The sequence below is a fragment of the Paenibacillus sp. FSL R5-0519 genome (assembly GCF_037974275.1).
In the GTDB taxonomy this organism is placed as follows: Bacteria; Bacillota; Bacilli; order Paenibacillales; family Paenibacillaceae; genus Paenibacillus.
Genome location: NZ_CP150234.1, coordinates 3,563,436 through 3,579,468, shown reverse-complemented (window position 1 = coordinate 3,579,468; position 16,033 = coordinate 3,563,436). Strand labels below are relative to the sequence as shown.

The following is a 16,033-nucleotide window of genomic DNA, read 5'->3' as shown; positions in this document are numbered from 1 at the left end:
ACAGAAAGAACAGATTACAGAACCCTTTGTCCCGTTATTGTGGACAGAGGGTTTTTGGGTGTTGTGGTTACTAGCTATTGGTCCATACCAGACACTATTTCGGCACATATGCTGAGAGAAAACGGAGTTGAAAAGAGGGTATGTCTTGACTAAACATAAAACGAGTCATGGTGTTTCCATTGTTGTATGTACCAATCGGCCGCAATTTTTTGAGAACATTCTACAGAATTACAGTCGGCAGCATTATCCAAGCAAAGAGCTGGTCATTGTTCTGAACCATGACCGTATGAATCTGTCATTATATCAGAAACGCGTTCGAAATCTTGCCAATGTTCATGTATACCAAGTTCCGGAGAGCATATCGCTAGGACAAAGCTTAAACGCCGGAATAACAAGGACTCGCTTTTCGTTGATTGCCAAATTTGATGATGATGACTACTATTCACCACATTATTTGACAGAACAGGTGAGAGAACTCAGACGGACCCAAAGTGATATTGTGGGCAAACATTCCTGTCTGGTCTACCTGGGTGCGTCTAAGACACTATTGGTCAGGTCACCTACTGAAAAAAATAAACCGGTTGAATTTGTACAGGGGGGCACGATTTTATTCAAAAGGGAGATCTTGAAAAAAGTCCGATTCACGGACCGTTCAATAGGGGAAGACGTAACCTTCCTGAGACAATGCAGGAAAAGAGGATTCAAAGCGTACGCGACCTCACCTTTCAATTATGTGTATCACCGGAGAAAAAACAAAAAAAGCCATACGTGGCGAGCGGATGATAACTTTTACCTAGAGGGAAGCACCAAACTTGCAGTTACGGACGATTTCAGATCCTTTGCTAATAAGAAACTTTAGAGGACAGGAACTAAACATTTACACAAAACGGAGAGGACAGAAAGAACCTGAAGAAGCGGAGCGTTCGCCTACAAGCTTTCTGAAAGAAAGCTACATCGGAAGCATACGCTATCCCCGGATTTTCCCCTTTCAAAAGGGCTTCAAAGAAATCCTGGGATAACAGCGATCGGAAGGTTGTTCTGTCATCGTAGTGAACGGTGTAAATCAACGAAGGGGAAGATGCTTCTGCCCAATGCGGATGCGTCTTTTTTGTGCCCAAAATGGTTCAATTGGGAGGTGGTGAGAAAAAAAGTTGAATTAACTTGAAAAAAAGTATTGCATATAAGTTTAGTCGGAATTATATTAATGGTATAAGGTCTAGACCATATACAGATCGGAGTGTTTAGATGTCCAGTACGTTTTCATTTCGTTTTGAGAAAGTATCCACCAAAAAGGTTAGTGAATTCATAAGAGAGCAACTGGAAGAAGCTATTATCTTGAAAGAATTGATGAGTGAAGAGCAGCTTCCAGCCGAGCGTGATCTGGCAGAGATTTTTAATGTAAGTCGCATTACCGTTCGTGAGGCACTCTCTTCACTTGAAGAGAAAGGCTTGATTGAAAAAAGGGTAGGGGCCAAAGGCGGAACATTTGTATTGCCTCTGACAGCCAATTCGCATAAACGGACCAGAGAAGAGATTAAACGGGATTGGTCACAGATGCTCAAGGTGTTTGAATATCGAACCATCATCGAGCCGGAGGGAGCTTTTCTCGCTGCTGAGCGGATCACCGCAGGCGAACTGGAGCTTCTGGAGAGCTATATGGAGCAAAGTATAGAGCCAGACTGTACAAGGGAATGGTTCAGAGCGCTGGACGTGAAATTTCATCTGACCATCGCCAAAGCTTCCGGGAATCCCTATTGCGAGAAGGCTGTCAGACAGATTCGGACCAAAATTAATCCGGCGCTCGACTTGATGCCTTATGATGACCGGATCCGTACCGTCAACCATGGTGTACATATGGAGATTCTTGAAGCACTGAAGGCACATGACCAATCCAAGTCCCGAGAGATGATGAAAAAACATATCGAATTCTCGGCGGATGCAATCTATGCCCGTTTGGTTTCTGAATCAGATGAAAATGAAGGGAATGACAGCGAATGAATCGTTCAGAACTGATTAAGCTGGCTCAGCCACTACAAGCCCAGTTAAGCATCTGGCGCAGAGATCTGCATCGCCATCCGGAGATTGGTTACGAGGAGCATCGTACTTCCGCTATCGTAGCTGAACATCTGGAGAGCCTGGGCCTGGAAGTTACACGTAATGTGGGACAGACCGGGGTTACAGGCCTGCTTCGCGGAGAGACCGACGGACCAACCTTTGCCTTGCGAGCAGACATGGATGCTCTGCCAATCCAAGATCAGAAAGCAGTGGAGTATCGCTCGCAAGTGGAAGGCAAAGCCCATCTGTGTGGACATGACGCTCACACCTCCATCCTGATGGGAGCAGCTCAACTGCTTACTGGACTTGGGAGACCGAAATCAGGCAACATCAAATTCATTTTCCAGCCAGCGGAAGAAGGACTTGCAGGAGCAAGAGCCATGATCCAGAACGGTGTTCTGGAGAACCCGAAGGTTGATGCCATTGCAGGGTTACACATGACCCCTGGACAGGACACGGGAACCTTGGGCATAAGTCAGGGCGTTGCATTTGCATCAGCTGACCCATTGGTTATCAAGGTGTTTGGCAAGGGTGGACATGCAGCTCGTCCGCATGAGGGCATTGACGCGATTGCGGTATCTGCACAGGTTATCACCGCCTTGCAAAATATCGTCAGTCGGATGGTAGATCCGCTTGAACCCGCTGTAATCACCATTGGCAAAATCACCGGAGGTTATATGGGAACAGCCATCGCCCCGGAAGTGGAGATGATTGGTACGGTTCGTACACTCTCGCCTGCCATTCGTGAACAGATGCCAGCTTTGATCGAGCAGGTTGTTAAAGGGGTCTGTGATTCTTTCGGAGCAGGTTGCGAAGTTGTCTATGGAGATGGATACCCTGTTGTCGTGAATGATCTTGGCATGGTTGATCTGCTGACAGAGACCTGCGATCAGGTTAATGCGCAGAAGGGATGGAACTATATCAAACCCTCTACAGGGGGCGAGGATTTCGCTTTTTATTGTGAGCAGATTCCGGGTGTGTTTTTCAGACTAGGATCTGGTAATGATGAGGAACGTACTCGTTATCCACTCCACCATCCCATGTTTGATCTCGATGAGACAGCGATGCCTTATGGTGTGGGCATGTTGTCGGCAGTAGCTCTTGAATTTTTGGCAAGGAATACAACTTCTGAGGGGGAGCAATGACAATGAAAAAAAGACAATGGACAGGCTTGTGGATTACGTTACTGGCAATCGTAATGGTACTCAGCGCTTGCGGAGGTAAAACGACAAGCACGAATGATAATACCGCAACAGGAGGAACGGACAGTGGAAGTCCAAGTACAACACTGACCATTGCTGCGGCAACAGATATTGAGAGTTTCGATCCGCACAACAACAACAACACTTCCAGTGAAGCGGTTCTCGTGAACGTTTTTGATTATCTGATCAAAAATGACAGTGAACAGAAAAAAGTGGCGGGACTCGCGACATCATGGGATCAGGTTGATGATACAACATGGAGATTTAAGCTGCGTGAAGGCGTAACCTTCCACAATGGCGATCCTTTCACTTCAGCAGATGTAAAATACACGCTGGAGCGCGTAGCCAAGGATGAGACACTGAAACAAAACAGTTATTTCAAAAATATCGTAGAAGTTAAAGCGGTGGATGACTATACCGTAGACATCATCACGGATGGTCCAGATCCGCTCTTGCTGAATCGTTTGTCCAAAATGGGAGCTGGTATTCTGCCGGCAAAATATATTGCGGATAACGGATTTGATACTTTCCTGAAACAGCCGGTAGGCACAGGTCCTTACAAGTTCAGTAAATGGACCAAAGACGATCGTGTCGAATTGGTGAAAAACGAGAACTACTTCGACGGTGAACCCAAATGGAATGAAGTGGTATTCCGCGTTATTCCTGAAGCCTCCACACGTGTATCCGAATTGCTCGCTGGTGGTGTAGATGTAGCGTCTTCCATTCCGTCCACTGACATTGCCCGGATCGAAGGTGAAGAAGACAAGAAGATTGTCAAAGCACCAATCCAGCGTGTGCTTCAGTTGATCTTCCGTCAGACGGAAGGCAGCATCACGGCTGATCCAAAAGTGCGTGAAGCGATTGACCTGGCGATCGACAAACAAGGAATCGTGGACAGCATTGCTGGCGGAGCAGGTATTGTAACCCGCACATCTGTAACGCCGGGCAACTTCGGTGCTGATCCTTCATTGTACAAAACGTCACTCTATGACCTGGAAAAAGCAAAACAATTGCTGCAAGAAGCTGGCTATGCAGAAGGTGAAGCTGAGATGACCATCTCCGTTTCTGCACAATACAAAGAACAAGCTGAAGTTGTTGCAGCGATGCTGGAACAAGCCGGATTCAAAATCAACCTGGATGTCCTGGAAGCTAGTGCATTCAGTGAACGTTACAGCTCCAAATCATTCAAAGAAATCTTCATGATCGGTATTGGTAACTCCTTATTCGATGCTTCGAATAACTACAATCGTTATATGTTGGAAGAAGCCAAAGGCGAGTCGGATTACAACAATCCTGAAGTAGAAAAACTGCTTCAATCTGCATTGGTAAATATGGACCCAGCGGCTCGTGAGAAAGAGTATCAGCAAGTACAGCAGATCTTCTCTGAAGAACGCCCAGCCGTATATCTGTACCAAATGGAAGGTGTGTACGGAACAAACGCCAAAGTGAACTTCGCGCCGCGCAGTGACGAGATGTTCTATGCTGACGAGATTACACCTGTTGCACAGTAACATCGAGCATTATAACCGGTCATTGAAAAGATAAGGCCGTGAACGGCAGGGACTGGATAACCATGTTCCTGCCGTTCTTTTTCTTAACAAGGGAGGTGAACAAGGAATGGGCAAATACGTACTTAAGTCATTACTGCAGATCATTCCGGTGCTGTTCATTGTTTCATTAATTGTGTTCATTTTGGTTCGAGTCACCGGTGATCCGGTTGCGCTAATGTTGCCTGAAACGGCTACCGCTGAAGATCGTGCTGTCTTGACGCAGGCACTTGGTTTGGACCAGCCTTTATATACGCAGTACGTGAAGTTTCTGGGAAGTGCGATCCAGGGAGACTTTGGTCAGTCTTTTCGCTACAATCAGCCTGCATTAGAGCTAGTGCTGGAGAGATTGCCTGCCAGCTTTGAACTGGCTGTAGCCGCCATGTTTTTTGCCGTACTTATGGCTGTACCACTTGGTGTTATTTCAGCTGTCAAACGCAATACGTTTACCGATCTCATCATTTCCGGAATATCCGTCATTGGTAAGGCGATGCCAAACTTCTGGATGGGAATCATGCTCATCCTCTTGTTCTCCGTCATGTTGGGTGTATTGCCGGTATCCGGTCGCGGAGGATTGTCACATCTGATCTTGCCGGCATTCACGCTTGGCGTTGGACTGGCTGCGCAGATGACCCGGCTGATTCGCTCAAGCATGTTAGAGATTCTGAATCAGGACTATATTCGAACAGCCCGAAGCAAAGGACTGGGTCGGATGGTTGTCATTGTGAAACATGCGTTTCGGAATGGATTGATTCCTGTGGTGACGATCATGAGTTTGCAGTTTACAAGTCTGATCGGGGGAACCTTGATTACAGAAACGGTATTCTCTTGGCCTGGACTGGGTCAATTGCTGGTCGTTGCAGTCAACACACATGATATGGCGATTGTACAGGCCGCGGTGTTTGTCATTGCTTTTATCGTTGTGGTAATCAACATCTTGACGGATGTGGCCTACAGGCTGCTTGATCCGCGCATCAAATACGACTAGAAGGAGGTGCAATCATATGACAGGCAGCAATGAAATGCCAATTCCGGGTACAGAACAGGAACAGGACAATGGGCGTGCACCAACGGGACTTCGTTATATCTGGCAACAACTGATCATCAGCAAGACCGGAATGTTTGGTGCTGTGCTTGTATTGTTGGTGGTGTTAATCGCCATAGGTGCACCTCTATTGACGAGTCATGATCCAGCGGCAGTGAATCCGCTCAATCGCCTTAAACCGCCTGCATGGCTTGAGGGTGGAACGGCCGAATACTGGCTGGGGACCGATAATCTGGGCAGAGACATGTGGAGCCGAATTGTATATGGTGCCCGGGTTTCCTTAATCGTGGGGATGGGTGCCGTGATTGTATCAGGCATCATTGGCGCCATCTTGGGGTTGGTATCCGGATTCTACGGGAAATGGCTGGATGCCGTCATCATGCGTGTAGGTGATGCCTTCATGGCGATCCCAACCATTCTATTTATGCTCGTTGTGATGGCGATTGTTGGTCCGGGTATTACAACGCTAATCTTTGTCATCGGAGTGACAAATTGGGTTCCATTCACCCGTGTGGTCAGAAGTGAGGTACTTAGTATCAAGGAGCGGGATTTTGTTCATGCGGCCAGATCGATCGGTGCGAAGAACGGAAGACTGATTGTGAAACACATTCTGCCGAATATCCTCTCGTCTTTTATCGTGATCTGTGGGATGAATGTGGGCACGACGATTATTATGGAAGCTTCACTCAGTTTCCTGGGTCTGGGCATCAAACCACCTGATGTATCCTGGGGAGGTATGCTCAGTGATGGCAGACAATATGTTGCAACAAGCTGGTGGGTCGCTACATTCCCTGGACTAGCCATTACTTTTACCGTACTCGGTGTTATTTTCCTTGGAGATTGGCTGCGTGATGTGCTTGATCCACGTACGGAGACAACCCAAAAATAAACGGAGAAGGGAGCCATCATTATGAATCAAAGACCAATTATGCCGGAGGATCTGCTTCACTATCGTTGGATAAGTCAGCCTGTTGTCAGCCCGAACGGACAAGTGGCTTATGTGGAACAAACCATTGATCAGGATAAAAACGAATATAACACGCAAATAAGAGGGATTTCGCTCGATGGTGATGAAGATATTGCACTTTCAGATGGTACGAAGGATTCTTCGCCTGCTTGGTCGCCGGATGGCACACAGCTCACATTCATTCGCTCTGTGGATGGAGGTAAGGGACTATGGGTGCTCGATTCGGATAAAAAAGAGTCTGTCATGCTGATCTCTCCCGCACGTAAGATATTGAATTATATCTGGTCGCCGAACGGGCATTACATTGCGTTTACCAGCAAAGTGCAACCGGAGGATCAACAGAAGACAGCTGATCCCCAACAGCAGTCCGCACCTGCGCTACGAGGTAAGGTTTTTGAGCGTACAACGCCGAAGGCAGAAGGGGCTGGATGGTGGGATGGTCAATACAGCCATTTGTTTGTATATGAGATCGCCAGCGGGGAGATCACGCAGGTAACTTCCGGGCTATGGAATATCAGTGCTCCGGCATGGTCGCCAGATAGCCAGTATCTTTCCTTCATATCCAAGCAAGTGGAGGATGAGGAACTTGATGCGGATCTGTTGTACTTTACAGATGTATACAGCATTCAATTGGGAGAGAATACGCTCTTCAAAGTGACGGATTCCAGTCTGGCCATTAGCCAGTTTTCCTATTCACCGGATGGGCAGCAGCTGATCCTGATCGCAAGTGATCGTGAGTATGGGAGCGGGAGCCACAACAGCTTATACGCTGTCCCTGTTCAACGGGGGGAACCCAGGATAATTGCACCACAGTTAGATATGCAGATTGGTAACGCAGCACTGGGAGATATGAAGTCAGCAGGTGCATCACCTTCTCCTGTCTCGGATGTCCATCATCCGGAACGTGGTGTATATGTACTCGGAACGCATTACGGAAATGTGGACGTGTATCGCATTCAAGAAGATGGAGCTTGTCAATCGGTGACGGGCACTCGTGAAAAGGATGTGTATCAGTATACCTTGACGCCAGATGGTACGTCGCTCGTTATCGCTGCGTTGACTGATGAACATCCTGGAGAGTTATATCGCGTGAATATGGATAGTGGTGAGATGTTCAGGCTCACCCGGCGAAATGATGAATTCATGGCGGATTTAGTTGTAAATGCGCCTGTGCGTGTAGAGTTTAAGTCTTCCGATGGATGGCCGATTCAAGGTTGGTTAGCTACTCCGGCAATACGTGGCAACCATGGGAAGCTACCACTCATACTTCAAATACATGGCGGACCTCATGCGATGTATACGGGAACATACAGTCATGAGATGCAGACACTTGTCGCGCAAGGTTACGCTGTGCTGTGGATCAATCCTCGCGGAAGTATGGGATACGGTCAGGAGTTTGCCAGAGCTTGCCGTGGAGACTTCGCCGGAGGCGATTACCGGGATCTGATGGAAGCTGTTGATTATGCATTGGCTACGTATGATTTCCTTGATGCATCACGTCTGGGTGTCGCAGGTGGCAGTTATGGCGGTGTAATGACGAACTGGATCGTAGCACATACGCACCGTTTCAAGGCTGCTGTAACCCAACGATGTATCTCTAACTGGTTATCCATGTACGGAACGAGCGATATTGGAATATCCTATGTGGAGGGAGTCATTGGAGGTAATCCGGCGGAAAACGCTGAATTCCTATGGTCTCGCTCACCTCTTGCCCATGCACACCATATTGAGACGCCGCTTCTGATCATGCACGGGGAACAGGACTATCGGACACCGATTGCGCAAGCGGAAGAATTATATACGACGTTAAAACGATATGGCAAAAAGACCAAGCTGATCCGTTATCCGGGCTCCAATCACAGTTTGCTCAAAAGCGGTAAACCATCGCTGCGGATCGATAGCTTCGAACAGGTGAATGCCTGGTTCAATCAGCATCTCGGGAATGAGGAGGGCGAGCAATGAGTCGAACTCAGTTGTCCATTCCTGTAGGGCTTCTTGTAGAGAATGTACTGACAAGTGGTGCAACCAAAGAGAACATTATTGAATGGTTGCGACGTCGTGACTTTTCCCGGTTGCTGCCTCTGGTTAAAGAACCCGCGATGGATTTTGATGAAAGACTACAGACAGCAGCTGATATCGGAGACGACTGGGAGATGGCGATACGTCAAGGTTATGAGTTCAAGTTTTTGCATATTAACGCATTGAAGAGATTGCTCGATTTCCGGTTTGACCGTAAGGTGGATCGGGATTATGTTCAAGACGATCTGTCATTGAAGCATGTTCATCTGACGGAACATGAGATTGAATTGCTGCAATCGTTAATTGGCAGGCAATGGATCGTGCAAGTAGTAGAAGAAACGGAGGCAGCAGAGGAAGGGAGAACAGACACCGTGTCATCCTCCCGCATTCCTGTCCTTATTCAATTGAAATTCCCATAGTATGACCAACAGAAGCCGCCGTGATCGCGGCTTTTTTGCTATGTACAGTTAGAAATGTGAACGACTGAATTCAAAAAGTTGAAATCGAACTCCGTATGATTTATATTTATATTAAATGATATAGTTATCTATCAAAAATGATGGATGTGAAAAGGAGGACATGGGATGTCCATTCAAAATGTTCTGGGGAAAATTCAAATATCGGATGATGTGATCTCCAAAATTGTCGGCAAGATTGCAAATACGACCAGTGAGATTTCCTCCATGTCGACAGGATTTGTAGAAGGGATCACCAAAAAGTGGAGTGGGAAAAGTCTGCAAAATGGCATAGCAATCCGCAATATAGAATCCAGACTGGAGATTGACTTAAAGGTTGTGGTTCGTTATGGAGCAAAAGTACATGAAGTCTGCAGGGAATTGCAAAACAATGTGAGAGTGCATGTAGAACGACTGACTGGTCTATCCATTGAAACCGTGAACGTCATCGTTGAGGGCATATCCTTCAATCAACCTGATGTGAGGATGTAGTCCAATTTCAACTACCTTGAGGAGTGACAGCGATGAATAAGATTTCTATAATAAAAGCCAGTCCACAGTCCTTGGTCGGCGGGCAGCTGAATCAGATGGCACTTGAATATATGGTCTATTCGCTTACGGGTACCAAGGATACAAGCATTATAGAAAAAACCTTCAACAAGTTATGGCGTTCGAAACGAAACCGATTCAGTCACGAATACGCTTATGAAGCCAAAATGCAGAACAAAACGCTGGGCATGATCATGTGTTATCCGACCACTCTAATGAACAAACTCGCTTTGCCAACGTTCACCAAATTGTTTGAACTTCGGAACTGGAGCCTGATTAAGTATAATCTTCAACATTGGAAAGAGTTCTATTCCATGGTGACATTAAAAGAAGCGAAGAACGACGAATATCACATCGGGACACTGGCTACCTTGCCTGAGAGCAGAGGACTTGGTGTAGGGACACAGCTCATTCAATTTGCAGAGGAGCAAGCTGTAATACAAGGTTTCTCCAAGTCTTCACTTACGGTTAAAAGAGAAAATCTACTAGCTATTAAACTGTATGAACGTCTGGGATACCAGAGAGTGGGGGAAATCAACAAACCTTCGCTTTCCCTGTACCGAATGTCCAAAATACTGGTATAGTGTTTCTCTAATACGAATAGATGAAGAAATGGCAGGTTCATATACTTAAGCACACATTGGGATATTCAAAGGTGTGGGATGGGGGGACGCTTATTGCGTTCCTTTTGTAGTTTTAAGATTATTTTAACAAAAAAAGATACTTGACTTTCAGTGGTGTTTAAGCAGGTACTTGACAGGGGTGTGGTATAGTATAAAAAGTTCTTTTAATGAAGAAAGACGGAGAATATATAATGCGGGGTGTAACCAGTGTATCAATATAAGGATCAGGAATATGAAGCAGTACATTTTGAGGGGCGTGATCTGCGCTATGGAGAACTCATAAGTTGTGTTTTTAAACAATGTACATTTATGAACGCTTCTATGGAAGAAATCGAAACGAGTAATTGCCGTTTCATCGAGTGTGACTTCAAAGGGGCTTCCATGAATGGTTCAATTCATACGGAATCGGCTTTTGAAAATTGCTTATTTGGTGGTGCGAATCTATTTGCTTCCAAATTCAGTTCTTGCAAGATGACTGGATCGGACTTTTCGGGTGCGCAAATGGATGGCATTACACTAAGTCACGGCGATTGGTCTTATACGAATCTGAGACATACCCGATTAGGCAAACAGGATTTGCGAGGAATTCGTTTCTTTGAAGCTGACTTTACGGACACGGATTTCACCAAAGCGGATTTGAGAGACTGTGATCTTACCAGAGCCGTACTAAGCAGAGCCAAGCTGCAAGGGGCCGATCTAAGAGGGGCTAATCTGGAAGGTATCGATCTGAAATCACTGGATATCAAAGGGGTACGATTGGATCGTGAACAAGCCGTTCTGTTTGTGCGCTCGTATGGTGCGAAAGTAGATTGAGTTGAACATACGCACAGGAGGCCGCCCTTAAGGCGGCTTTTTAGTAGGAGGATATTTTTTTGAAATTAATTCAAACATATGATGTGGAACTAAGTGAAGAATGGTCAACTCTTCTGCAAGAATTACTTGTTGTCAGCTTTCCAGAGGTTTATCCGAAAGACAGATTGTTCTTTAAGCAGATACCACAGAGTAGAGTATTGGCATTTACCCCAGATAACCAACTCGTTGGGCAAGTGGGACTGGATTACAGGATGATGAATTTAAATGCCAAACCTATAAGAGTGTTGGGGATCATCGATTTGTGTGTTTCTCCGGCTGCCCGCTCTCAAGGAATTGCTTCATTGTTAATTTCCGAAGTGGAGAGGGTGGCTAAAGCACATGTTGATTTTGTCCTTTTATTTGCGGATCATGAGCAATTGTACAGCAAAAATGGTTTCAAAACGGTAAGCAACACATGTAAGTGGTTGAAAATTAATCATGAAACCTTAACTACAGTTGGAGTAGGGACTCAAAAGGTGGAGGGGTTAATGATTAAAGAGGTTGGAAGTCGGCTATGGGAAGAAGGAGAACTCGATTTCTTAGGATACTTATATTAATCAAGTTGGTTGTGCGATGAGGCCCTATCTGCTTTCTCGCCTTGACCCATATCATATTCCATGTTAAGTTTTCTGTATTAAATTTCGGGCTTTTAAAGGGGTGATAAAGTGATGATAGAATTAGAGGTTGTAGATGTTTATGTGGACCTGTCAACGAACTTGAACAATGGCATGGTTCACAATATAGCTAATCAGAATCCGACACTTTATCCTCCTATGCATAGATCTACTTGGCGCTGAAGGTTATATCGCCAGGTTTCTTTATCGTATAAGCGAATCTAAATTCTGATTATGTTCAAATATTAAAGTGAGGGAATCCATGCCAGGTTCAATGGTGAAATCCCGTCAGTTTACTTTTATATTTCACATAAAAAGGATGATCAGCATGTCTTTAATTAACGTTACCAACCTGACCTTTGCCTATGATGGCAGTTACGATAATATATTTGAAAATGTTAGTTTTCAGTTAGACTCCGATTGGAAATTGGGTTTTACCGGCAGGAACGGCAGAGGCAAAACGACATTCCTCAATCTGTTGCTCGGTAAATATGAATACAGCGGACATATCTCTGCGAATGTTAGCTTTGAATACTTTCCTTTCCAGGTAGAGAATAAGGAAGCCATGACAATCGATGTCATCGGCGAGATTCATCCTGAATATCTGCACTGGCAAGTTGTGCGCGAGTTTAACCTGTTGAAGGTGTCGGAAGATGTATTGTATCGGCCTTTCGAGACGTTATCCAACGGAGAACAAACAAAGGTGATGCTGGCTGCCTTGTTTCTGAAGGACAATCGGTTTCTGCTCATTGATGAACCAACCAATCATCTTGATCTTCATGCGAGACAAATCGTAGGTGATTATCTCCGCAGCAAGAGTGGATTTATTTTGGTGTCTCATGATCGATCCTTCCTGGATCAAAGTGTAGACCATATCCTTTCCATCAATAAGAGCAACATCGAGATTCAGAAAGGCAATTTCTCCGCTTGGTGGGAAAATAAAAGAAGGCAAGATCAGTTTGAACTTGCGAGTAATGAAAAATTAATAAAAGATATCAAGCGTTTATCCGATTCTGCCAAACGAACCGGTGGATGGTCGCATGAAGTCGAGAAGACTAAAAATGGTACAAGAAACTCCGGTTCCAAAGTGGATAAAGGATATATTGGGCACAAAGCTGCCAAAATGATGAAACGTTCCAAAAATATCGAACAAAGGCAGCAGTCTGCAATTCAAGATAAGTCTAAACTTCTCAAAAATATCGAGAGTGCAGAACGTCTGCAGATCCATCAGCTGGATTTTCACAAGAATGAACTTGTCGAATTGGAACACGTGTCGATATTGTACGGGGCCAATACGGTGTGCAAGGATGTCAGTATGACGGTTGAAAAAGGAGATCGTATTGCCCTTTACGGTAAAAATGGATCTGGCAAATCCAGCATTCTTAAACTGATCTGTGGTGAAGATATTGCTTACACAGGACTTTTGCAAAAGGATTATCAGCTTAAAATCTCGTATGTGTCGCAGGACACGTCTGATCTCGGAGGGCAATTATCTGAGTACGCGGCGATACAGGGGATAGATGAGAGCCTGTTTAAATCCATACTTCGAAAGTTGGATTTTTCCAGACTGCAATTGGATAAAGATATCTCAACGTTTAGTGCAGGTCAAAAAAAGAAAGTGCTCATTGCCAAAAGTCTTAGTGAAAAAGCTCATCTGCACATTTGGGATGAACCACTCAATTATGTAGATGTCATCTCACGTATGCAGATCGAAGACCTGCTGTTGGAATATACACCGACCCTGCTTTTTGTAGAGCATGATCGTGAATTTTGTACCAATATTGCAACAAGAATTATTGAACTATAAGCAACAGCAACAGACTGCGTTAAAAGGTTACGATGCTAAGAGCCGCCGAATGGCGGCTTTTAAGCTTTATATGTACAGCAAGAGTATAGCAGATAGCGTGTAACGTTCAGACTTCGATATGGTGAGAATGTATGCTATAATTTTATAGTCTAATCCAATCATATGATGGATGAACAGATCAATTGTTGAACTATACTCGCTAAGAGGTGTAATACCCATGAAAAAGGAAATGACCACAATCAAACAAACCAGGCTCAATTCCATTCTGGACGAGGCCACCAAATTATTGATTGAAAAACCGAATGCTTCCATGAATGAAATTGCCGAATCTGCCAAGATCGGAATTGCTACATTACATCGTTATGTGGAAAGCCGTGAACAGCTCATGGTTCATCTGGGATTACGGGCAATCGAGGTGGTCAGTGAGACCATGCGACAGATTCAACTAGATGAAGAGCACTGTGAAAAGTACATACCTGAGCTGATCGAGGCGCTGATTCCATTAGGCGACAAAATTTATTTTCTGGCTCATGACACCACCATTAACTATAATCCCGAGATTGAGGGAGCAGATCTGAAGCTGAGAGAACCGGTACTGCATGCGGTCGGTCTGTTACAACAAAAAGGTTATTTCCGCTCCGATCTTGATAAAACCTGGATTGTCGATGTGCTGTACTCCATCATGTTCCTGACATGGCAGCAGGTTGTAAGTGGTCATATCGCGAGAAAAGCAGCTCCAGCGCTTGTAATAGACACGTTTTATCATGGGTTTAAGCAGCACTAGGTCAGCGCCAATAGAAGGAAAAACATTAGAATTTAATAGCGAAAACACGCTCAAAACAGTCAATCGTATCGTTAGATATGCAGACTCCTTGAGGGTGTTTTTTTGCGTTTGCAACAGCTTTTCCCAGTTTACAGCATTATGGACTTGATTTTTACTAATATTCAAATATTAACAGGGTTCAGAATTTAAGATTTCAAGTTTACAAAAAATGATATAAATTTCTAGTAGATTCAAATCATTACCAAATAAAGACAAAATATTCAAACAAGGAGGCCGGACAGAACTAACCGCAATTGTGCAGTTTAAAATCAGCTCAAGTACTCATTCCATCAACCCAAATCAGGAGGGATTCCATGCTTTACACCATTATTGTGCCAGTCAACCAGGACTATAACATTCTGAACCTGTTCACAGATTCGCTGCTCCGGACGGTAAGCCCATCCACCCAGATTATTTTCATCAACGATGGTTCCGGCTCAGCAGTCTTTCAACATCTGGATAAACTGAAGCAAGAAGTAAGAGAAGGTGTGACCATCGAGATTCTTCAGCATGATTTTCCACTCGGTTGCGCCGTGTCGATTAATAGCGCACTGAGCCTTGCCAAGGGAGAATACATTTTCTTCCTGGATTCGGACACGATTCTACAGCCGAACTGGCAACCGATGATGAAAGAGACACTGGACAGCGATATTACGATCGGTATGATTGGCGGGGTTCTGTTGTATCCGCAAACCGGGGGCGTGCAGCACTGCGGCATTGCTTTTGCGGACACCATCGGACGACACCTGTTCCTGAACGCATCCCCTGATGATATCCCGAAAGAAACCTTCTCTGTTCAACTAGTGGTGTTTGCCATGTTCGGCATGAAGCGGGAGGTCTACGAGACCATCGGCAACCTCGATGAGAAATTTTTTAATGGGTACGAGGACTTTGATTATCAGATGCGGGCACGAGCTGCCGGATACGATACGGTTATTAACCCGAATATTCAAGCGTATCACTGGGAACGCAGCAGCGGCATTCACCGCAACTTCAACCGTAAGAACAATCTGGCACGCTTCTGGAAAAAGTGGGGCGGTCAAATTGAGGCTGATGTGTGGCCATTCGTTTTCAGTCATCTGAAAGCGCAGCTGGAGAGCCAAGGGGAATACCAGCATCTGCCGATTGTTGGCATTGACCTTGCCGAGGTTCGAAGTGATGCGGATACATTCTGGACCAAGCTGGAGGAAGCTGAATTTGCAAATGTAGCCGAGGTACGTGACTATTCCAATCGCTTCAACTCCAACGGGGCTATCTGGCTGCCGCAAGTACTGGGCAAGGAACTGATTCATAGTGAGAACCGGTTACTGTTTTTGGTAGACAATTTCGCCCGTTTGTTAGAGAACCGCTACTGGATTGAGATGAGACATGCTCATCGAGCCAAGGATCTGATCATCGATCTGTATGGCAATGTAATTACGATGGATCGCATCTACGATGGATGCTGGCCTGGAACCAAAGTACGGTAATTCACG

15 protein-coding genes are annotated in these 16,033 nt (G+C 45.3%); all 15 read left to right on the top strand.

What is annotated here, in order from left to right; all coding sequences use genetic code 11:
- Window positions 1-145: 145 nt before the first annotated feature.
- The 15 genes from MKY73_RS16095 to MKY73_RS16025 all read left to right on the top strand — a co-directional run bounded on the left by MKY73_RS16095 (window position 146) and on the right by MKY73_RS16025 (window position 16,027).
- On the top strand, window positions 146-859 hold the full coding sequence (locus MKY73_RS16095) for a glycosyltransferase family A protein (RefSeq protein WP_339302594.1): 714 nt from the start codon (window positions 146-148) through the stop codon (window positions 857-859).
- 386 nt (window positions 860-1,245) lie between these two features.
- A complete protein-coding gene (locus MKY73_RS16090) occupies window positions 1,246-1,998 on the top strand; it encodes an FCD domain-containing protein (RefSeq protein WP_339302593.1) in 753 nt (250 codons plus the stop codon).
- The gene (locus MKY73_RS16085) at window positions 1,995-3,200 is read left to right on the top strand and encodes a M20 family metallopeptidase (protein ID WP_339302592.1); all 1,206 of its coding nucleotides are present in this window, start codon (window positions 1,995-1,997) and stop codon (window positions 3,198-3,200) included. Before MKY73_RS16090 ends, MKY73_RS16085 begins: the two co-directional genes overlap by 4 nt.
- A 2-nt stretch (window positions 3,201-3,202) precedes the next feature.
- Window positions 3,203-4,768: an ABC transporter substrate-binding protein gene (locus MKY73_RS16080; RefSeq protein WP_339302591.1), complete on the top strand. Its 1,566-nt coding sequence runs from the start codon at window positions 3,203-3,205 to the stop codon at window positions 4,766-4,768.
- Window positions 4,769-4,874: 106 nt separating this feature from the next.
- Window positions 4,875-5,792 (top strand): ABC transporter permease, encoded by a 918-nt coding sequence (locus tag MKY73_RS16075; RefSeq protein WP_017688654.1) that lies wholly within the window; start codon window positions 4,875-4,877, stop codon window positions 5,790-5,792.
- Window positions 5,793-5,808: 16 nt separating this feature from the next.
- Window positions 5,809-6,738, top strand: a complete 930-nt coding sequence (locus tag MKY73_RS16070) for an ABC transporter permease (protein ID WP_339302590.1) — start codon at window positions 5,809-5,811, stop codon at window positions 6,736-6,738.
- 21 nt (window positions 6,739-6,759) lie between these two features.
- Complete coding sequence (locus MKY73_RS16065; RefSeq protein WP_339302589.1) at window positions 6,760-8,778, top strand: S9 family peptidase; 2,019 nt, start codon at window positions 6,760-6,762, stop codon at window positions 8,776-8,778.
- Window positions 8,775-9,254, top strand: coding sequence for a hypothetical protein (locus tag MKY73_RS16060; RefSeq protein WP_339302588.1), 480 nt, complete (start codon window positions 8,775-8,777; stop codon window positions 9,252-9,254). Before MKY73_RS16065 ends, MKY73_RS16060 begins: the two co-directional genes overlap by 4 nt.
- A gap of 165 nt (window positions 9,255-9,419) precedes the next feature.
- Window positions 9,420-9,782 carry an Asp23/Gls24 family envelope stress response protein gene (locus MKY73_RS16055; RefSeq protein ID WP_339302587.1) on the top strand — a complete coding sequence of 121 codons (363 nt, stop codon included), beginning with the start codon at window positions 9,420-9,422 and terminating at the stop codon, window positions 9,780-9,782.
- 32 nt (window positions 9,783-9,814) lie between these two features.
- The gene (locus tag MKY73_RS16050) at window positions 9,815-10,423 is read left to right on the top strand and encodes a GNAT family N-acetyltransferase (protein ID WP_339302586.1); all 609 of its coding nucleotides are present in this window, start codon (window positions 9,815-9,817) and stop codon (window positions 10,421-10,423) included.
- A 246-nt stretch (window positions 10,424-10,669) separates the two neighbouring features.
- On the top strand, window positions 10,670-11,275 hold the full coding sequence (locus MKY73_RS16045) for a pentapeptide repeat-containing protein (protein WP_339242423.1): 606 nt from the start codon (window positions 10,670-10,672) through the stop codon (window positions 11,273-11,275).
- A gap of 59 nt (window positions 11,276-11,334) precedes the next feature.
- Window positions 11,335-11,871, top strand: coding sequence for a GNAT family N-acetyltransferase (locus MKY73_RS16040; RefSeq protein ID WP_339302585.1), 537 nt, complete (start codon window positions 11,335-11,337; stop codon window positions 11,869-11,871).
- A gap of 385 nt (window positions 11,872-12,256) precedes the next feature.
- Window positions 12,257-13,735, top strand: coding sequence for an ABC-F type ribosomal protection protein (gene abc-f / locus MKY73_RS16035; RefSeq protein ID WP_339302584.1), 1,479 nt, complete (start codon window positions 12,257-12,259; stop codon window positions 13,733-13,735).
- A 217-nt stretch (window positions 13,736-13,952) separates the two neighbouring features.
- On the top strand, window positions 13,953-14,519 hold the full coding sequence (locus MKY73_RS16030; RefSeq protein ID WP_339302583.1) for a helix-turn-helix domain-containing protein: 567 nt from the start codon (window positions 13,953-13,955) through the stop codon (window positions 14,517-14,519).
- A gap of 353 nt (window positions 14,520-14,872) precedes the next feature.
- Window positions 14,873-16,027, top strand: a complete 1,155-nt coding sequence (locus tag MKY73_RS16025) for a glycosyltransferase (RefSeq protein ID WP_150367354.1) — start codon at window positions 14,873-14,875, stop codon at window positions 16,025-16,027.
- Window positions 16,028-16,033: the final 6 nt, after the last annotated feature.